Source organism: Paenibacillus sp. FSL R5-0527, assembly GCF_038008055.1.
Taxonomy (GTDB): Bacteria; Bacillota; Bacilli; order Paenibacillales; family Paenibacillaceae; genus Fontibacillus; species Fontibacillus macerans.
Genome location: NZ_JBBOYI010000001.1, coordinates 3,777,118 through 3,797,277 on the forward strand (window position 1 = coordinate 3,777,118; position 20,160 = coordinate 3,797,277).

17 protein-coding genes are annotated in these 20,160 nt (G+C 55.2%); 15 read left to right on the forward strand and 2 right to left on the reverse strand.

Features of this window, described 5'->3' with window-relative positions; translation table 11 throughout:
* Positions 1-2: 2 nt before the first annotated feature.
* Positions 3-1,298: an APC family permease gene (locus NYE69_RS16555; protein WP_430115191.1), complete on the reverse strand. Its 1,296-nt coding sequence runs from the start codon at positions 1,296-1,298 to the stop codon at positions 3-5.
* Positions 1,299-1,406: 108 nt separating this feature from the next.
* Here NYE69_RS16555 and NYE69_RS16560 point away from each other — a divergent pair, with 108 nt between their 5' ends.
* From NYE69_RS16560 to NYE69_RS16620, 13 genes are all read left to right on the forward strand, one after another.
* Complete coding sequence (locus tag NYE69_RS16560; protein WP_328273092.1) at positions 1,407-2,342, forward strand: LysR family transcriptional regulator; 936 nt, start codon at positions 1,407-1,409, stop codon at positions 2,340-2,342.
* An 86-nt stretch (positions 2,343-2,428) separates the two neighbouring features.
* The gene (locus NYE69_RS16565) at positions 2,429-3,913 is read left to right on the forward strand and encodes an amino acid permease (protein WP_328273091.1); all 1,485 of its coding nucleotides are present in this window, start codon (positions 2,429-2,431) and stop codon (positions 3,911-3,913) included.
* 131 nt (positions 3,914-4,044) lie between these two features.
* On the forward strand, positions 4,045-4,563 hold the full coding sequence (locus NYE69_RS16570; RefSeq protein WP_328273090.1) for an HXXEE domain-containing protein: 519 nt from the start codon (positions 4,045-4,047) through the stop codon (positions 4,561-4,563).
* A 29-nt stretch (positions 4,564-4,592) separates the two neighbouring features.
* Positions 4,593-5,207: a class I SAM-dependent methyltransferase gene (locus NYE69_RS16575; RefSeq protein WP_328273089.1), complete on the forward strand. Its 615-nt coding sequence runs from the start codon at positions 4,593-4,595 to the stop codon at positions 5,205-5,207.
* Positions 5,208-5,357: 150 nt separating this feature from the next.
* On the forward strand, positions 5,358-5,861 hold the full coding sequence (locus tag NYE69_RS16580; RefSeq protein WP_328273088.1) for a GNAT family N-acetyltransferase: 504 nt from the start codon (positions 5,358-5,360) through the stop codon (positions 5,859-5,861).
* A gap of 39 nt (positions 5,862-5,900) precedes the next feature.
* Positions 5,901-6,530 (forward strand): NUDIX hydrolase, encoded by a 630-nt coding sequence (locus tag NYE69_RS16585; protein WP_328273087.1) that lies wholly within the window; start codon positions 5,901-5,903, stop codon positions 6,528-6,530.
* Between the two features lie 36 nt (positions 6,531-6,566).
* Positions 6,567-6,878: a hypothetical protein gene (locus NYE69_RS16590; protein ID WP_328273086.1), complete on the forward strand. Its 312-nt coding sequence runs from the start codon at positions 6,567-6,569 to the stop codon at positions 6,876-6,878.
* A gap of 27 nt (positions 6,879-6,905) precedes the next feature.
* A complete protein-coding gene (locus tag NYE69_RS16595; RefSeq protein WP_251588775.1) occupies positions 6,906-7,439 on the forward strand; it encodes a GNAT family N-acetyltransferase in 534 nt (177 codons plus the stop codon).
* A gap of 192 nt (positions 7,440-7,631) precedes the next feature.
* A complete protein-coding gene (locus NYE69_RS16600; protein WP_412761766.1) occupies positions 7,632-8,588 on the forward strand; it encodes an ABC transporter permease in 957 nt (318 codons plus the stop codon).
* 40 nt (positions 8,589-8,628) lie between these two features.
* Positions 8,629-9,516 carry a carbohydrate ABC transporter permease gene (locus NYE69_RS16605; RefSeq protein ID WP_328273084.1) on the forward strand — a complete coding sequence of 296 codons (888 nt, stop codon included), beginning with the start codon at positions 8,629-8,631 and terminating at the stop codon, positions 9,514-9,516.
* Between the two features lie 90 nt (positions 9,517-9,606).
* Positions 9,607-11,277: an extracellular solute-binding protein gene (locus tag NYE69_RS16610; protein WP_340927078.1), complete on the forward strand. Its 1,671-nt coding sequence runs from the start codon at positions 9,607-9,609 to the stop codon at positions 11,275-11,277.
* 271 nt (positions 11,278-11,548) lie between these two features.
* Positions 11,549-13,459, forward strand: a complete 1,911-nt coding sequence (locus NYE69_RS16615; RefSeq protein ID WP_326043572.1) for a sensor histidine kinase — start codon at positions 11,549-11,551, stop codon at positions 13,457-13,459.
* Positions 13,434-15,008 carry a response regulator transcription factor gene (locus NYE69_RS16620; protein WP_340927079.1) on the forward strand — a complete coding sequence of 525 codons (1,575 nt, stop codon included), beginning with the start codon at positions 13,434-13,436 and terminating at the stop codon, positions 15,006-15,008. The genes NYE69_RS16615 and NYE69_RS16620 overlap by 26 nt, the downstream gene beginning before the upstream one ends.
* Positions 15,009-15,066: 58 nt before the next feature.
* Here the strand turns inward: NYE69_RS16620 and NYE69_RS16625 are convergent, their stop codons facing one another.
* Positions 15,067-15,918, reverse strand: coding sequence for a helix-turn-helix transcriptional regulator (locus NYE69_RS16625; RefSeq protein WP_340927080.1), 852 nt, complete (start codon positions 15,916-15,918; stop codon positions 15,067-15,069).
* Positions 15,919-16,042: 124 nt separating this feature from the next.
* On the opposite strand from NYE69_RS16625, the gene fabF reads away from it, so the two are divergent.
* Positions 16,043-17,284 carry a beta-ketoacyl-ACP synthase II gene (fabF, locus tag NYE69_RS16630; RefSeq protein WP_340927081.1) on the forward strand — a complete coding sequence of 414 codons (1,242 nt, stop codon included), beginning with the start codon at positions 16,043-16,045 and terminating at the stop codon, positions 17,282-17,284.
* A gap of 1,104 nt (positions 17,285-18,388) precedes the next feature.
* Positions 18,389-20,080, forward strand: coding sequence for a DUF4349 domain-containing protein (locus NYE69_RS16635; protein ID WP_340927083.1), 1,692 nt, complete (start codon positions 18,389-18,391; stop codon positions 20,078-20,080).
* The last annotated feature ends 80 nt before the right edge of the window (positions 20,081-20,160 follow it).

The window sequence follows — 20,160 nt, forward strand, 5'->3', positions numbered from 1 at the left end:
TTCTAGTGCTCCAATGTAGTTTCTTTACGCCGGCCGATACGCAGCCCGATGGCCAGGAACAGCAGCGCGATCAGCAGCGGATACAGCATTGCCCAACCGGTGAAAGGAAAGACAACGGCTGTGGCGATAAAGGAAATCCAACTGATGATAACACCGGCACGGCTGCCTTTGAGAAGCTTGATGCCGGCCGCGCACCCGCCCATATACGTCAAAATGAACGTGGCGTTCGGGAACTGGATCAACGTGGCTAATGAAAGCACGCCGCTGCCATAAAGCAGGATCACCACCGCAAAGCAGAAGGCGAGGAAGAACAGCGCCCCAACCGGCGTATGAAACCGGGGCGAAAGGCCGCGCCACCATTTGGGCGCGTTTCCTTCCCGCGCCATCGCATAAGCGACGCGGGCGGCCGCGCCGGTGTAAGCGATCATGCCGGCCATGCAAATGAACAACCCGGTCACCCCGGCGACGATTCCGCCCCAAGCGCCAAGCGGCTGGCTGATGATCCACACCATCGAAGAATCCGAACCGCCCTTTAAATAGCTTTGCGTGCCGACCGTGGCCAACGCGGATAGGAAATACAAAATGCCTACGATGATCGCGGCGGCGGTCACACCTTTGATCGCCGCTTTTTGCGGATCCTTAAACTCTTCGGACATATGCGACACGGCCTCCCAGCCGATAAAACACCAGAACAGCATGGAAGCCGCTTGACCGACGCTAAGCCAGCCGTGCGGCAGAAACGGAGTAAAGTGGGCGCTCTCCATCCGCGGCATTGCCGCCGCAAAGGAAAAAACCAGCACGGCCGCGATCGCGATCACGACGGCGATTTGGATTTTGCCGGCAAGCTGCATGCCGATCCAGTTGGTGAACAGCGCAGCGGCCAGCATGACCGCGGCTACGGCGATTTTGGCCCCTTCGCCCCAGCCCAGCGCGGCGGTCAGATAGCCGGCTCCGGTTAAGGCGGCCACGGGCGCGCCGATCGGCACCGACATCAGAAAAAACCAGCCGACCAGCGTCCCGGCCCGCTTTCCGTAAGCGAGCGTAACGAAGTGGGAAACGCCTCCGGCATTCGGATATTTGGCGGACAGCAAGCCCATGGACAAAGCCATCGGCAAAATCAGCAAGACCATGAATCCCCAGGCCAGCAGCGAGGCCGGACCGGCCAGTTCGGCCGCCAGTCCGGGAACGATCAGCACGCCCGAGCCCAGCACGGAGCCGATATAAAGGGCGATGGCCTGCGGCAGGCCGATGCCCTGCTTGAGTTTAGGTGAGTTTGCGTTTTCGTGCATTGATGTCATCCTGCTTTCCTTGCGTTTTTTATAAGCGTATCAGATAATCGATCCATAGGAAAAACAGAATTATTGAATATAATCTATTCGATTTTTCGATGGAAGGAGATTTGGGCGATGGAATCCCGCCATTTATTTACGTTTTTGACCGTGGTGGAAGCCGGCAGCTTCACCCGCGCAGCGCAAAAGCTGGACTATGCGCAATCCAGCATTACGGCGCAAATCCAGGCACTGGAGTCCGAGCTGGGCCTGCCTTTGTTCGACCGGATCGGCAAAAAAATTATTCTGACCGATGCCGGGCGCCGGCTGCTGCCGTATGCGCAGGAGATCGCCAAAATCCACTCCATGGCCAAGGATGCCCTGCATGCGGAGGCGGAGGTGACCGGTTCCCTGAAAATCGGGGCCCCTGAATCGCTGGCCGCTTTTCGCTTGCCGGAGATAATTCGCGATTTCCGCCTCCGGTATCCGGAGGTGCAGATCGTTTTGCAGCCGGGACAATGCTTGGAATTAAGGGAGCGGGTGCGCACGGGGGAACTCGATGTCGCTTTTCTGCTGCAGCCGGAGGTGGAGGACCGGGACCTGCATATCGAGACGCTCGTCCAGGAGCCGATGGCCCTGGTGGCGCCAGCCGATCATCCGCTGCAAACGAAGAAGGAGGTCCAGCCTGCGGACCTGAAAGATCAAACGATTTTGCATACCGAAAGCGGCTGCTCTTACCGGACGTTGTTTGAGCATTATTTGAACAGCCACGGCGTTTTTCCCGACCCGAACCTCGAGTTTTGGAGCATTGAAGCGATCAAGCAGTGCGTCATTTCCGGCCTGGGTTTATCGTTCCTGCCGCTGATTGCCGTCCGCAGCGAGCTGCGTGAGGGAAAGCTGGTCAAGCTGAACTGGGACGACGAATCGCAGCGCGTGGCCACACAGCTTGCTTATCATCAAAAAAAGTGGAGATCTCCGGCGCTCGCGGAGTTTTTGGATTTAATCCAGACGTACGCAAAGCGGTGGCGGAGCGAGGGAGAAAAGGACGCCGAGACGGCCAAAAGAGGCGCGTAACATCCCGGGGCCGGCCGCAAACATACTTTTGCTGCAATTCGCAAATACTTCCAGTGATCTTAAGTCAGATACTGGAGGGAGTTATCATGGCAAAGACGGGTGAAGTTAAGGCCGGTATATCGACCTTTCATTTAACGATGATGGCGCTTGGCACGGTGGTCGGAGGTTCTTTTTTCCTCGGTTCCGGGGTAGGAATCAAAGCGGCGGGGCCCTCGATTCTCATTGCTTATATCATCGGCGGAGCATTGGTTTATATTATTTTGTACGCTTTATCGGAAATGACGGTAGCCGATCCGGTCTCCGGCTCGTTCCGGACCTATGCCGAAAGAAGTTTTGGGGCGGGGGCCGGGTTCGTCACCGGCTGGGTGTACTGGATCGGGTTGATTTTTGCGATGTCCAGCGAATCGATCGCGGCATCGACGTTTCTGCGGGTGTGGTTTCCTAATCTTTCCCCGGGGTTTACCGGGACAGTGATCGTTGTTGCCGTTACCTTGCTCAATTTGTTGGGCGCTAAATATTTAAGCAACCTGGAAAGCGGGCTGGCGGCGATCAAGCTGATCGCCATTGCCGGTTTTATCGCGATCGGCCTGGCGATCATTGCGGGCTTGATGCCCGGCATACCCGCCGTGGGGGCCGGTGAACTGCGAGCCGAACCGTGGCTTCCCGGCGGAATCGCGGGCATTGCCGGCAGTATGCTCACGGTCGTTCTCACCTACGCCGGCTTTGAAGTGATCGGGCTGGCCGCCTCGGAGGTTCGCGAACCGCGAAAAACGATCCCGCGCGCCATTAACCTGACATTAATCAGCCTGATCGGGCTTTACGTCGCGTCGATCGCGGTGATTTTGCCGCTGTTTCCGACCGGAGGGATCACCGCTGACGAAAGCCCGCTAGTGCTTGCGTTAACCCGCTGGGGAATGGGCTGGGCCAGCACGCTGATGAACATCGTCATGATCACCGCGATTTTGTCCACCATGCTGGCCGCGATGTTCGGGCTTGGCCGGATGATTCGTTCCCTGGCGGCGGAGGGGCACGCTCCCAATTGGTTAAAAGACAAAACGGATGTTCCTTACCGGGGGATTCTTTTTTCGGGTGCGGCTATGCTGGCCGGTTTAGGCCTCGGCTACCTGCTGCCGCAGCAGGTATATCTGTTTCTGCTCAGCCTGGGGGGATTTTCGCTCCTGTTTTCCTATTTCGTAATCCTTGCTTCCCACTACAAGTGGCGCCGGCACACCCCTTGTTCCCCGGAGGCCGTCTGCCAGCTCCCCGGATATCCTTATACTTCCTGGGCGGGGCTGATCGCCATGATCGCGATTATCGTCAGCATGCCGTTTATTCCGGGACAGGGCACCGGCCTCGTCATCGGCCTCGTGCTGGTTGCTTTACTCTCGGGAATGTATTATCTGAAAACGAGACTTGCGGGACGGCGAGCGCTGGGCTTGAGAAGGAAATACACTGGCAACGCCGCGGGTCAAACGGGCCGGCTTCGTGTCCCGCTGGCGCAAATGGAAGCCTCCGAAGAAGTCGCTACCCCGGATCAGTCCGCCGACAAACGTCCGGACAAACCGAATTAACCAAGTGGCGGCCGGCTAATCGCCGGTTTCCTTTGCATCCAACAATCTCATAGAACAATCTAGCTGCAAATGATATAGTAGGTGTCGTGCTATGCTTTGCGGCTTTTTTTGTGCCAGAAAGGAGTCTACATATGGATGCGATGAGTCTTCAAACGTTGGTATGGTTGTTTATCGTCGCTTTTGTCATTCATGATTTGGAAGAAATTATTTGGGTGGAGCCGTGGATGAAAAGAAACGCGCGCCAGGTTGCGCCTTTGCTGCCGGCCGGCGTTAGGCCAACGTTCGAAAAAATGTCGCGGTTGACCAGCAGCCAATTTGCCGTGGCGGTCCTCATGGAATTCATCATCTTTATTCCTTTTACGTACATAGCTGCGGAGAAAGGCCGCTTTTTCATGTTTTTGGCGTTTAACACCTTATTTTTTTTGCATGTGTTTACGCATCTCGGGCAGTCCCTTTATTTGAAAAGATATACCCCGGGCGTCGTAACCGCGGTATTGGTCGTGCTTCCCTATACCATTTATCTCTTCACTCGGCTGCTCGCCGAAAAATGGGTTACCTGGGGGGAGATCTTGTTAAGCGTTCCCGTCGGGATCATTCTTGCCCCATGCATTCTGCTTGGGCATGAGTTAGGGAGAAGGATAGTGAAATAGAAAAAGTCCATAAGGAGGCCTTTTGAAAAATGCAGGATATCTTCAAACAAATTCCCTTATACCGGTTTTTAATGTACTGTCAGGAGACGGAGATGCCAAGGCGAATACTGGATTGCGGGGCAGGGGGCGATATGCCGCCCTTAAGTTTGTTCCGCTCCTATGGTTACACGACTTACGGTATAGATGTTGACCCGAAGCAATGCGAAATTGCCGGCGAATACGCCAAACAAAGAGGGCTGGAGTTGAACATCCGCCAGGGGGATATGAGACGGTTGGAATTTGCCGATGATTCGATGGGGTTTGTTTATTCCTATAACACGATATTTCATATGCGTAAAAAGGATGTCGAACAAGCTTTGCAGGAAATGAAGCGGGTGCTGATGCCCGGGGGCCTTATGTTCGTTAACTTTCTCACCACGAATGATTTCCGCTGCGGTCAAGGTCCTCATCTGGGAAATCATGAATATGAGCAATTTGACGATGACTTGCCGGTGATTCATTCCTATTACGATCCGCAGGAACCCGACAGTTTGTTCGCTGGTATGGAAATCTTATACAAAGAGGACAGGGTGCTTGAACGCATTTTTGAAGGGGAAAAAATCAGGCAGGGTTTCGTTGATTACATAGTGAGAATGTTTCATTGATTTCACCTGGTTTGGGGTAGCGTTTACCGTAGGCGGCAGTGTATCATAGTTTTGTAAACACAGGTTAAGGCGTAAGGAGCAACGACCCGGCTGGAGATAGGCTTATCTGTCGGCTGGGTCAAGTTATTTACAGAGAAAGGATTGAAGCAGATGGAGGCATTGCAGATCCGTCCGGCACGGCTAAATGATATCGACGGAATTCGCGAGGTTGCGGTCGAAACCTGGAACAGCACTTATGAAACGATTTATCCGGAGCATTTTATCGCCACATTCCTGAATCACGCCTATTCGAAAAGCAGCCTGGAGCACAGCATTACCCGGGATGAAGCGGACCCGGCCCGAAAGTTTTTGGTCGCTGAGCTGGCTGGGGAAATTGTCGGATTCGGACAATTGAGCGATCCCGTGAACGGGGAAAGCGAGTTGACCCGATTGTATATTTTGAAAGAACATCAAAGGAAAGGAATCGGCAAGGCGTTGCTTGGCGAATTGATCCGTCTTAATGCGTCCCTAAAGGAGATATTTGCTTGGTGCGAACGGGAAAACGGAATCGGCACTTTATTTTATAAATCAAACGGGTTTGCATTTACCGAAGAGAGCGAAAAAGTGGAATTCAGCTACCGCATGACGCTGGCCAAATACGTGAAGAAAATTTGATTCGCCGGCGCGGGCCGGCCAGAAAGGAAGCGATTGGCAATGTCGGAGCATGTACCGCAGCCGCTTTGGCTGGAGTGGGCGAAGCAGATCCAGGCGATTAGCCAGGCGGGCTTGGCTTATTCCAAAGATATGTACGACCTTGAGCGCTTTGAAATGCTGCGAGACCTCAGCGTGGACATCATGAACCGCTACACCGAGGTGGAGACGGAGAAGATCCGGTCGCTGTTTGCCGCTGAAACCGGGTATGCGACCCCAAAGGTGGACGTCCGCGGCGTGGTGTTCCAGGACGATCGGATCCTGCTCGTTAAGGAGCGGATCGACGGGGCGTGGGCTCTGCCCGGCGGCTGGGCCGACATCGGACTGTCGCCGAAAGAGGTCGCCGTCAAAGAGGTGAAGGAAGAGTCGGGGCTGGATGTCGTGCCGGTCCGCTTGCTGGCCGTGTTGGACAAAAAATTCCATCAGCATCCCCCGGAGCCTTGGCATGTATATAAGATGTTTATTTTATGCGAGCAGGTCGGAGGCCGGGCGGAAGCCGGGATGGAGACGCTGCAGGTCGGCTTTTTCGGGGAGGACGAACTGCCGCCGTTGTCAACGGAAAGAAACACCTTGGAGCAGATCGGGCGCCTGTTTGCTTTGCGGCATCAGCCGAACGAGGTTTGGTTCGATTAGGTTTGCGGATAAGAACCTTGGAAAGGGTGGCGAGGGATGGCCAAACGGAAAACGATGCTTTTTCTCATCTTGTCGCAGATCGTATATGTGTTGTTTATGGCCGTTTGGCTCGTCGTGCTGGGCATTTCCGCGTTTCTGTCCGATTCGCCCGGCTCGGCTGGCGACAGGGGGATGAGGAGCTTTTTATATTACCTTGAGGCTTATCCCGGCGGGCTGCTGCTTGCCCTTATATTAAGCTGGTATTTTTTCGCCAAAGGCAAATGGAAGCGCTCGGTATGGTGGAATATGCTCCCCCTGCTCTGGGTGGTCCCTTATATTGGAATTATGATCTATGCCCAGTTTACTTAATGTTCGGGAAGAAAGAAGGTTTGGAGTATGCCGCATATTCACGGAAACCGGATCACGTTGAGGGAGTACCGGATGGAGGATCTGCCTTATATCCGGCAATGGGTGAACGATGAGGAAATCACCGGCACGCTGAGCGGTATTTTTACATTTCCGCATACGCTTCACGAGAGCGAATCTTTTCTGAAAATGACGATGGAAGGGAAAACCGGGAGCAAAGGCTTTGTCATTGCCGAAAAAGATACGCTGGAGTACATCGGTCAAATCGATCTGCACAAAATCGACTGGCAAAACCGTTCGGCCGTACTCGGCATCGTTATCGGACGCAAGGAACTGCTGGGACAAGGGTATGGCCGGGAAGCGATCGAACTGATGAAACGGTTCGTGTTCGAACGGCTGAACCTGAACCGGCTGGAGCTGGAGGTTCTTGATTTTAACGAACGGGCTTACCGTTGTTATCTCAGCTGTGGCTTTAAGGAAGAAGGACGGCTAAGGCAAAAAGAGTTCAAAAACGGAAGATACAGCGACATAATCATCATGAGCGTGCTGGCGGAAGAACAATAGGAAACCAGAGAATGACGAAACGGTAACTCCGGATCGTCATTCTTTTTTTAGCCGAAAAATGAGACCCCAATACGAAATCTGAAACCTTACCCTTGCCCCTGCCCCCCGTTTACAATGGATACAGGAAGTTGGAAGTGCTTACATAATTAGCTTATGAACAGCTTGGAGGTCAGAGGAATGGAAATAGGGCAGATGACGGAACCGGCGGCCGCTCCGGAAAGAAACAAGCAGCCATCGGTATGGGGCAAACGGTGGGGGCGCATGTACGCGCAAAGGCATATTCAAATTATGGCGCTGCTGGGCGTCGCCTGGATGATCGTCTTCAACTACGTGCCGATGTACGGCATTATCATCGCTTTTAAGGAGTACAACATCGTGAGGTCGATCGCCGAGGCGCCGTGGGTGGGGTTTGATCATTTTAAGGAATTTTTTCAGGACGACAATTTCGTCAATGTGATGAAAAATACGCTGGGCATCAGCCTGATCAAGCTGATCGTCGGATTTCCGCTGCCGATCATCTTCGCGTTGTTTCTGAACGAGATGCGTTCGGTCCGGTTCAAAAAGGCGGTACAAACGATCTCGTATCTGCCGCACTTTCTGTCCTGGGTCGTCCTCGGCGGGATATTGACCACCTGGCTGTCGGACGTCGGGATTATCAACGATCTTTTGCTGGCTTTGCACTTGATTCAAGAGCCGATTTCGTATCTGGCCGAGCCGAATTATTTCTGGGGCATCGTCGTCGCTTCGGATGTCTGGAAGGAGCTGGGCTGGTCCGCCATCATTTATCTGGCCGCGATCACGAGCATATCGCCGGAAATGTACGAGGCGGCCACGATCGACGGGGCCGGGAGATTTCAGAAAATGTGGTATATCACTCTGCCTTCCATCAAGGCGACGATTTCGATTTTGTTCATTCTTGCGGTGGGCGGCGTGCTGAACTCCAACTTCGATCAAATCCTGGTGCTGCGCAACGCGCTGAACGAAAGCGCCAGCAACGTCATCGACATCTACGTTTACCAAACCGGGATGTTGTCCGGGCGTTATTCCTATTCGACGGCGGTGGGGCTGTTCAAATCGGTGATCGCGCTCATCCTGCTGCTGCTGGCCAACCGGGTGACGAAGAAGCTGAACGACACGTCCCTGTTTTAGCCGGTGAGACCTAACCCATTCATGAAGGAGCCCTGAGAACATGCTGAACCTAAAAAGAAGAACCAAGGGAGAAGCCTTCTTCGACCTGTGCAACAATATCGGAATGCTGCTGATCTGCTTCGTGACGCTTTATCCGGTCTGGTACGTGCTCGTCAATTCCCTCAACGAGGGGATGGACGGGATGCGCGGCGGGATCTATTGGTGGCCCCGCGCGTTCAGCTTCGAGAACTACGGCGCCGTGTTCCAAAGCTCCGGCATCATGCTGGCGATGGGCATCACCGTGGCCAAGACGCTCATCGGGACGCTGCTGCATGTGCTGTTCACGGCGATGGTGGCGTACGCTTTCTCCCGCAAAGATTTGATCGGCGGGAAATTTTATATCCTGCTCGGCACGGTCACGATGTTTTTCGGCGGCGGGTTGATCCCGACGTACCTGCTGATGAGGGATTTGCACCTGCTGGACAATTTCCTGATCTACATCATCCCCGCGTTGTTCAGCTTTTTCGATCTGATCATCTTTATGACCTTTTTCCGCGAAATCCCCGACGGGCTTGAAGAAGCCGCGAAAATCGACGGCGCCAACGACTGGGCGATCTTCCTCCGCGTGGTGCTCCCGGTATCCATGCCGGTGGTGGCGACGATCGCGTTATTCCACGGCGTGTATCAATGGAACGACTATTTTACCGGGGTCATTTACCTTAACAATATGGACCTGCAGCCGATCCAAACTTACTTGTACCGGGTCGTGGCCCAGTCCAGCTCCAACCAGATGGCGGCCCAAGTGCCGGGAGGCATTTCCAAGACGGTGACCTCGCAGTCGATCAAGCTGGCGACGATGGTCGTCACGACGCTGCCGATCGTGTTCGTCTACCCGTTTTTGCAGCGTTATTTCGTCAAAGGCATGATGATCGGCTCGATCAAGGGATAAAACGCTTTGCCTGAGCAAGATAGTTTCTCTTGCCTATCCAGGCAAGGGTTCTATATAATCATATTTCTAAACGAGAAAAGGGGAAAACACATGAGCAAGATGCATAAGCCAAAAAGCCTGCTGCTGTTAATGTTCGCGCTGGTCATGGTCTTTACGGCGGCATGTTCGTCCGGCGGCGGCAGCAAGGCATCCGTGAAAGGAGGGGAGGAGCAGCCGGCGGCGGAGGAAGTGAAGCTGACCCGGGACGATCCGGGCTGGAAGGTGGATACCTCCCCGATTACGTTCGACTGGTACATCAACTTTGCCTGGTTTCCGAACAAATGGGGCGAGGACATTACTTCCCAATACGTAACGGAGAAAACCGGCGTGAACCTCAACTTAATCGTGCCTGCCGGCAACGAGACCGAGAAGATGAACGCGATGATCGCCTCGGGTTCGCTTCCGGATTTCATCACGATCGCCTGGAGCGAGGACGCGGTCAAAAAAATGATCGAAGGCGGTTTGGTGCTGCCGCTGAACGAACTGGCGGACCAATACGATCCATATTTCTATAAAGTGACCGACCCGGCCAAGGTGTCGTGGTATACCCAGGAGGACGGCAATGTCTACGGCTATCCGAACGCGTCTTCTTCGCCGAAGGATTACGAGAAATTCGGCGACAACTTCACGTCCACCCAGACGTTCCTCGTGCGCAAGGATATGTACGAAGCGCTCGGCAAGCCGGATATGCGCACGCCCGAAGGGTTTTTGAAAGCGCTTGAAGACGCGAAGAAAATGTTCCCCGACGTGAACGGGCAGCCGTTGATTCCGTTTGGCATGCACGATTTCCACGAGAAAGGCAATTACTCGCTCGAGGCCTACATCCAGAACTTCCTGGCGATTCCGTGGGAGAAGGACGGCAAGCTGTACGACCGCACCACCGATCCGGAATACGTCAAGTGGCTGAAAACGCTGCGCCAGGCCAATGAGAAGGGGCTGCTGGCCAAAGATATCTTCGTGGATAAACGTCCGCAGATGGAAGAGAAGATTGCGCAAGGCCGCTACTTCGCGATGCTGTATCAGCGCAGCGATATGGCCAACCAGCAAAACGTGCTCTACGCGAACGATCCGAACTCCGTCTATATCGCGGTTGACGGACCGGCGAACGCCGGGCTGGACCAGCCGACGCTGGCCGGACCGTCCATCTCCGGCTGGACGGTGACGCTGATCTCCAAGAACGTCAAGGACAAAGCGCGGGCGATCCGCTTTCTGAGCTATATGATCTCCGAGGAAGGACAACGCGACACGTACCTGGGCAAGCAAGGCGTCACCTGGGACACGATTGACGGCAAAGACCAGTTCCTTCCTGAAGTTGCGGAGCTGCTCAACAGCGACCGCGGGGCGTTCGACAAGAAGTACGGCGCATCCCACACCTTCTGGATGCTGATGGATACGAACACGACCCTGGCTTGGGCGCCTCCGGCCGTCGAGCCGTTCAAACAGACGGAAGATTGGACCCGCGGCAAGTCGCATAGCTTCTCGCAATTCGACCAAATCGATCCGCAAGGCAACTCCGAGGAAGGCGTAATGAATACGAAAATTTTGCAGGAATGGGGCAAAGTGGCGCCTAAGCTGCTGTTGGCCAAATCGGATGCCGAGTTCGATCAGATCTGGAACGATTACTTGAAGAAACGCGATGAGCTCGGATATGCCAAAGTGTGGGAGTACAAACAGAAGAAATACGAGGAGAACATGGCGAAGCTCGCCGAGTTCATCAAATAACTATATAAGTTTAACTAAATAAAGGCGGGAGTTAGGCAAGAGGGTTCAATATTCCAAAAAATACACATTTTAGAATATTGAACCTAGGTGAAATGATTCTGAAGAAACAACAGCGATCGTAAGAACATTTCACCCGGCTGCCTTTTACCGTACAATCATTAGTTCAACTTATATAGATTAAATGAAGCAGGACAAACCCGGGGTTCCTTGGCTAGCGACGTACAGCCGGCGAGGTTCCCCTTTGTCCGCATTCCCGGGAGAAATCGCAGCGATGAAACGATGGATTCAGTCAACCGCGGATCATTTTTTATATTGGCTTGGACGCAGATCGATGCAAAGCCGGCTTGTGACGGCTTATATCGTTATTTTTTTTATTCCGAGCATTATTGTATCGAACTATCTGTTTAACCAGATTCATCAAAACTATATCGCCGATGCGCTCAAGAAAAGCCAATTCACGATCGAGCTGGAAAGCATTCAAATCCAAAAGCAGATCGAGGCGATGGAGCTGGCGGCCCAAATCTCCATATCCCATCAGGATTTGATGGATTATTTGACTCTGGACCGGGAGCCGGAGACCAGCGAGCTGATCGATTGGAATATGGGGAAGTTCGCCGATTTCGGTCTGATTCAACTGGGCACGCCGCAAATCGTTCACTGGCGGATATTCACGAACAACCCGCTGATCCATGAAATCTGGCCGACCGTGTTCCGGGAGAGCCGGATCTCCGCCGAGCCGTGGTACCCTGAGGTCAATGAACGGGATGGCGGACAGCTGTGGGTGCTGCAGCAGACCGACCGCGACATCATGAAAAGGTATACGGCCGAACCCGCGGAAAACCAGCCGAAAATCTCGCTGTTTCAAGAGATCAATTCGGGCGGAGCGCATATCGGGATCATCGGCATAGAAATGCTGCTGAAGGATTTTGCGCCCCGGGTGTATACGGGCATTGCGGACGATGAATCCCAGATGGCTTTGCTAGATGCTCATGGCGCGATGTATATGGATCGCGGGCAATCTCTGCTCGGCGGCAGCGGCATTATGCGGCAAAAGGTGCGGGAACTGCTCCGGGAACAGCCCGCGGACGCCGCCTTGCAAACCCGGTTCGAACTGGAGGGGGCTGAGTTTTTGCTCATCTCCGCCCCGATCGAGCGGATTGACGCGCGCCTGCTGTACGTGGTGTCCCTGGAAGGCGTGCTCGATAACATCCTGCGCTCCAAGCAGCAAATCATGGCCGCCAATATCCTGTTGATCGTGCTTTTGTCGACCATTACCTTTTTGCTGAATTCGATTATCCTGAAAAATTTGCGGCGTTTGACCGAAGCGATGAAAAAAATGCGCAAAGGCGATTTCCATATCGACGTCCCGCGCATTAAAGGGGGAGGGGAAGTCGGGGAGCTGGCGCATCATTTCAGCAAGTTGATCCAGACGATAAACGGACTGATCGCCCAAGGGGTCCGCAAGCAGGCGATGACCAAGGAAGCCGAACTAAGGACATTGCATAGTCAGATCGATTCGCACTTTTTGTACAATACGCTGGAAAATATCAAGATGATGGCTGAGATCGAGGGCCAGCGCACGATTTCCGACGCGCTGACCTCCTTGGGCGGCATGATGCGCTATAACTTCAAATGGTCGGGCGAATACGTCAAGCTGCGCGATGAAATCCGCCATATCGAAAATTATTTGGAGGTCATGAACATCCGCTTTGACGAGCCGGTCGCGCTGATCACGGAGATTAGCGACGGCGATCTGGAGCTGGAGGTGCTGAAAATGTCGCTGCAGCCGATCGTGGAAAACGCGGTGAAACACGCCTGGACGGGGGAGTCCCCGGGAAGGCGGGAACTTCATATCGGCGCTGTCTGCGAGGAAGACCGGATGCAAATTACGGTTACGGACAACGGCTGCGGCATCGAGGCCGCCATGCTGGCCAGATTGAATGCGGAATTGGCCGCGGCCGGGCTGAGAGAGAGGTTAACGGGCACCTTTGAAACGGGCGTCCGCTCCCGCGGCATCGGCCTGCTGAACGTCCAGGAACGGGTGAGGCTGTTTTTTGGCGCGGCTTATGGTCTGAAAGTATACAGCGAACCGGGGCGCTATACCCGGGTTGTGATGACGATTCCGCGGATGTTATTGACAGGAGGGATGGGCGGACATGCGAACACTCTTGATCGTGGATGATGAGAAAAATATCCGCTTGGGGTTAAAGACGATGATTGAGCGCGAGTATCCGGGCCGGTACCGGCTGATCACCGCCGGCCAGGGCGGGGAAGCGCTGGAACAATACCGCTCCGAAGGAGCCGATATTGTCATCACGGACATCCGGATGCCGGGGATGGACGGGATCGCTTTAATCGGCAAATTGGCCGAGGAACCCCGCGCTTTGGGACACCCTCAACCGCTGGTCATCATTCTGAGCGGTTATGAGGATTTCGAATACGCCAAAGCGGCGATCCAATACCAGGTGAAGGACTACTTGCTTAAGCCGATCCGCCGGGACGAGCTGTTTGCGGCTTTGCGCAAATGCGAAGAGCATTTGAACCAGCTTTCCCGCATGGAGGAGCAACTGGCGATGTCGGAGATGTACCGCGCCGAACTGCAGTCGAGAAGTTTGCAGGAGCTGCTGCAGATCAGGGAAATAGCCGGGGAGGAAACCGGGAAGCTGGGACAGGAGATCGGGTTTGACCGTTACGCCGTACCGTTTTCGGCGGCGGTGCTGATGTACAAGTACGATGATGGGCGGTGCATGAACAAGGAAGAGCTGAAAGCGCTGGCGGAACACATGCTGCTAACCGTGAACGGCTGCCTGAACGCCGCGGTGTTCGACCGCGAAGGGCGGGTTGTGCTGATCGGGGGGCCGCAAGCCAAATTTGCCGAACTGTCGCGGCTTGCCGCGGAGAAGGAGCTGGAAGGCCTGCTGATGGGCGTTAGCCGGGAAGGCCGACTTTTGGAGGATATCCCCCGCTGTTATACGGAGGCCAAAAGATCATTGGAACACACGTTTATCTATCCGGGCACGAGCCTGATTTGCTACAGTGAGCTGCCGGACGAAAAACGCGTTTTCCCCGCACCGGAGGAGGAACTCCGCAAGCTGGGCAACATCCTCGGCACGAAGCGGGAAAAGGAGATCGGGGCGCTGCTCCGCACGATCTTCCGCGTCGGCGAACTGCCGGATGTCGATGTTTCCTATCTGGAAACGGTTGGCCGGCGCATGAACGAACAGGTGTTGGACGAAGTGTTCCGGTTGTACGGCGAAGCTTCGGTGGAGGTATTGAAGCTGTACCGTCAGGTGGGGACGATGAACAATTTCCGCCATTTCCACGACTATTTTCGCGCGCTGGAGCAACTGCTGCTAAGTTTGGACGATTACATCCGGGAAATCCGCTCCGCCCACAGCGAGCACGGGGATATGAAGGAGGCCATCGCCTACATCGAAGAGAATTATCACCGGCCGCTGAACATGGCGATGGTCAGCAACCATGTTTCGCTGAATTACTCGTATTTCAGCGAGGCTTTTAAAACTTATACCGGGGAAAGCTTCGTGCTGTACTTAAAAAAGGTGCGCATCCGCAAAGCGAAGCAGTTGATCGGCGCCGGGAGCCTGAAATTGTCGGAAATCGGCGCGGCGGTCGGCTTCGAAAATACGAAGCAGTTTTCCCGCGTCTTCAAAGAGCTGGAAGGAATTTCGCCTTTCGAATACCGCGACAAAATGTTTGCCGGCCAGAGATAAACGTTGGGCCGAGCCGTTTTCTTTTGGATGCGGCTCGGCCCGATTGTTTCCGAACATTTCAATGTTTCTGGCCTGCTCCCTCGAGCAGTCTCTTCAATTTCGCCTCCGTGGCCGTGCCTTCGATCGGTGTATAGATGCTGCAGCGCAAATCGGCCTCTCCCTGCACCTGTAATGAGGTCAGGTTAAACAGCATTTTTCCGGCTTTGGCGTGGCGGAATTCGATCAGGACTTCGGGAGCGGCCTTGACTTCGCTTTGCTCCCACAAATCGTGAAAATCGGGGTAGCTCTGCGTCATTTTCTCGATAAACCCGGCATACCACGGATCGGCCACGTATTGGCCGTAATACGCGCGGAAAATCGCCAAAAAACCTTTCACGAAATGCGGCCAGTTGACCGCCAGGCTGCGCAGCTCTTTTTTGGCGAATACGAGGTAGATCAGATTCCGCTCTTCGCCTTTAATATGCTCGAAGTCGACGAATACATGGGACGCGGCGGCGTTCCAGCCGACGATATGGCAATGGCGATCGGAAATGATCGTTGGACAAAACTTCAGCTCCTGCAGGATTTTGTGCAGCGAAGGGCTGATGGCGGTGTTTGGCTCCTGAGTGAAGGAAGGGTGCAAGCCGCTGTCCATCGCCAGATCAAACAAATATTTGCGTTCATCGGCATTCAGCTTGAGCGCCCCGGCGATGGCGTCAAGGACCGAAGCGGACACCTTGATGTCACGGCCCTGTTCCAGCCAGGTGTACCAGGTTGTGCTGACCCCGGCCAGTTGGGCGACTTCTTCGCGCCGCAGTCCCGGCGTCCGGCGGCGCCCGCCCGGCGGCAGTCCGACCGCCTGCGGATGCAGCTTGGCCCGCCGGGTTTTTAAAAATTCGGAGAGCGCTTTAAGCCTTGGTTCCGTACTCATGGGGACACTCCTTTGATGGTCACTTATTGTATTACCTATTATACTAGGATAATTAAAAACTTGTAATAGGATAAGAAGCGGATAAAATAGGGGACAACAGATGTTTTTCGAAGGAGGATTTTGGATGGAACGGGTTGTCATTACCGGTATGGGTATTTTGTCTCCGCTCGGCAACGATGTGGATACGTTTTGGAACGGACTTAAGGAAGGGAGATCGGGAATTTCCCGGATCGATCGTTTTGATGCGTCGGGATTCGGCACCCAAATCGCCGGTCAAGTGCGGGATTTCGATGCGGAGGGGCTGCTTGGCCGGAAGGAAGCGCGGAAAATGGACCGCTTTTGCCAATACGCGATGTTTGCCGCCGAACAGGCGATGCAGGATGCGAGGCTGCAGCCGGAACGACTTGACCGGGAACGGTTTGGCGTTTACGTCGGCTCGGGCATCGGCGGGATCGAGACGCTGGCCGAAAACTTGAGGGTCCTGGATGGCCGCGGCCCGGGCCGGGTAAGCCCGAGCCTTGTCCCGATGATGATTACAAATATGGCCGCGGCGCAAATCAGCATCCGCTACGGCGCGCTTGGGCCCACACTGTCGCCGGTGACGGCCTGTTCGATCGGCAATACGGCGATCGGGGAAGCGTTCCGGCTGATTAAGAGCGGCGAGGCGGATGTGATGATCGCCGGCGGGACGGAGGCGGCGATTCATCCTTTGGCTCTGGCCAGCTTCGGGAACGCCACGGCGCTGTCGAAGCGGAGCGGCGAGCCGGAGCAGGCCAGCCGCCCGTTTGACGCGGCCCGCGACGGCTTCGTGATGGGCGAAGGCGCCGGCATCGTCATCCTGGAATCGCTGGGACACGCGCTGCGCAGAGGCGCGCGGATTCATGGCGAGGTGATCGGATACGGGGCCAGCTCGGACGCCTATCACGTGGTCGCTTCCCACCCGGAAGGGGAAGGCGCCGCTCAGGCGATGAAGCGGGCGCTGCGGTCCGCCGGGGTGTCCCCGGAGCAGGTTGACGTGATCAGCGCCCATGCCACTAGCACGGGGGTGGGCGACCGCGGGGAGACCCTGGGGATCAAAAAAGCGTTCGGCGAGCGCGCCTGGCAAATTCCGATCACGGCGAACAAATCGATGATCGGCCATATGTTTGGCGCGGCGGGCGGCGCGGAAGCGATCGCTTTGATGCAGACGCTGAACGAAGGGGTGATCCCGCCGACGATCAACCTGACGAATCCCGATCCCGAATGCGATCTGGATTACGTGCCGAACGCTGCGCGAAAGGCCGCGCTCGACATCGGCTTGTCCAACTCGTTCGGGTTCGGCGGACATAACGCGGTCATAGTGTTGAAGAAATATCATGAAACATGAATCATGAATTATGAATTATGAATTATGAATTATGAACCGCGAGCCATGAGTCATGAGCCATTTCATTAAACTTTTAACTGATTTTCATCTTGCTTTAAGTTTAGCCTTGTAGTATAAAGCCATCCCCCTTAACCATAGATGCGGAGACCCTGACTGTACAGCAGGGTCTCCGTTGGTTTTTTCATACATATGTGATTGATCGTAGGTTCTCCGGACACAACCTAGACATCTGTGCTCGGCAGCCGGCTGCCGGAACGACGAACCGTCGGATGCTGGACGACGAACAGTTGGAGGAACAACGAACCGCAGGCTACAGGAACGATGAACCGTCCGGCTGCAGGAAGCAAACTAGCAGGCTACATGAACGATGAACCGTCCGGCGCAGGGAGCGAACTAGCGGCTACAAGATCGATAAACCTTCCGGCGCAGGAAGCGAACTAGCGGCTACAAGATCGATGAACCGTCCGGCGCAGGAAGCGAACTAGCAGGCTACAAGATCGATGAACCGTCCGGCGCAGGAAGCGAACTAGCAGGCTACAAGATCGATGACCGTAGGCTACTTGGACGACCAACCGCCGGCCATCAGAATAGCGGCACTTTATGTACTTATTATCCGGACCTAGGTATGTTCATCCCCACTAGCGACATTTTATGTCCTTATTTTCCTATAAGTGGTCCAGAATGCGAGAATTTCCTGATGATCGGGAAAAATAGCGACATAAATTGCCTTTATTTCTCCTTGAATGGGGGTTATCGCCGGAATAAGGCCATTTTTTGTTCTTATGTTTTGCGCTATGGGGTAGTTGAGTTTCTCAGATAACCTGGTTACGCAGGTTTTCCCGGAGCGCTATACAAAAGGGCACCGGGGACTTAACGGCGGATGCTTGCTTTAAATGTTCAGCGGAGTCGCAGCCAAGTTAAGGGGGCCTTTGGTCCAAGTGCCTCCATGCTGGAAGGTTCGACTATTTTTATTTTTCGAAGACGGCAACCTTCCAGACTTTGGATGCGTCAAGACAGGTAAGAGACGTTCCGCGATAAAACAGTACAGAGCAGATAAGAAAATGCGGAGCGCTCAAGCCTGTTTATGACAAGGGGGGCATTTCATTGGGGAAATGGTGTAAAAAGGTTGCGGTATTAGGAGCGGTCATTTTAGGGTTATGGCTGCTGGGCGGATGCGGGAACGCAAGCGATAATTCGGGCAGCGCTTCCCAATCCATGGAAAGCGCTTTGCCGGCGGCTGACATGGCCGTAGGCGATCAAGCTTCCAATGAGGCCGCCGATGGCGGAATGGAGCTGGGTGAAGCCAGGAGCACGGACAAATCGGTTGCGGAGAAGTCCGATGCGGCCGATGGGACTGAAGAAGCCGAGTCCTCCGGCGGAGGGGCCGAATCTTCGGCGGGAGCGGGGGAAGGCGGACGCACCGCCAATGCCGCTGCGGGGGCGGGGCAAACCTCCCCGGGATTTCAAGGGGCAACAGCGGACACCGGCTTCAACAAGAAGCTGATATACCGGGCCAATGTCGTGATGGAAGTGGAGGATTACGCTAAAGCGCAATCCGAAATCCGCAATCTCGTGGCATTAACGGGCGGCTATATCGTCGAGTTCTCCGAAAATCAGTCCCAGCATGAACTTGGCGGGAATTTTATCCTAAAGGTGCCGGCCGCCGGGTTTTCCCCGTTCCTGGACAAATTGGAACAGCTCAAGCCCAAATCAATGCAGCGCACCATTCAGGGACAGGACGTTTCCGAGGAGTACGTGGACCTGGAATCACGTCTTAAAGTCAAGGAAGCGATGGAGGCCCGTTACCTTAAATTTGTGGAGGAAGCAACCCAAACGAGCCAACTGGTTAAGTTCGTGAATGAGCTGGAGCGGATTCAGACGGAAATCGAGCAGATCAAAGGCCGGATGCGGTACATCGACAGCAACGTCGCCTATTCCACGGTCGAAATCCGTTTGTATCAACCGGAGCAGGCGGGATCCGCCATGGCAGAGGGCGATGAGCCCCCGCTCTTGGAGCGAGCCAAGCAGGCGCTGACGGGAAGCATCGAAGTGCTGTCGCTGATCCTGCAGTGGCTGATCGTCTTTTTGGCGGGGGCGCTGCCGGTGATCGCCATCGCGGCGGTTATCGTGGTGCCGCTTTGGCTTCTGCGCCGCCGTCAGGCGCAGAACAGAGCCGAGCAGCGGGAAGCCTGGAAGCAAGCGAACGGGATGCAAACGAACGGGATGGCTGCGCAGGCTCGTCCCAAAGAGGCGCAGGTTCCGCAGGAACCAGCAACGCAGACACCGGCCGAGCAGTCAGCCGGCTCACAGGTGCCACCGTCGCAGGACCCCGCTCCGCAGGCGTCAGCCTCACAAGTGCGGGCGCCGCAGGAACCGGCAACGCAGACAGCGCCCGCGCAGACACCGGCCGAGCAGTCAGCCGGCTCACAGGTGCCACCGTCGCAGGACCCCGCTCCGCAGGCGTCAGCCTCACAAGTGCGGGCGCCGCAGGAACCGGCAACGCAGACAGCGCCCGCGCAGACACCGGCCGAGCAGTCAGCCGGCTCACAGGTGCCACCGTCGCAGGACCCCGCTCCGCAGGCGTCAGCCTCACAAGTGCGGGCGCCGCAGGAACCGGCAACGCAGACAGCGCCCGCGCAGACACCGGCCGAGCAGTCAGCCGGTTCACAGTTGCCGCCGTCGCAGGACCCCGCCCCGCAAGCGCCGTCCTTGCAGGTGCCGCCGTCACAAGGACCGGCCTCCCAGGAGCCGACCGGCATGGACGTTCCGCCGAAAACGCCGGACAAACCGGAGTAAGTCATTATTCGCTGCAATCCACCAAAACGGCAAAAGCTTTCCCCGTTCCACTAGTTGGAGCGCGGGAAAGCTTTTTGCAT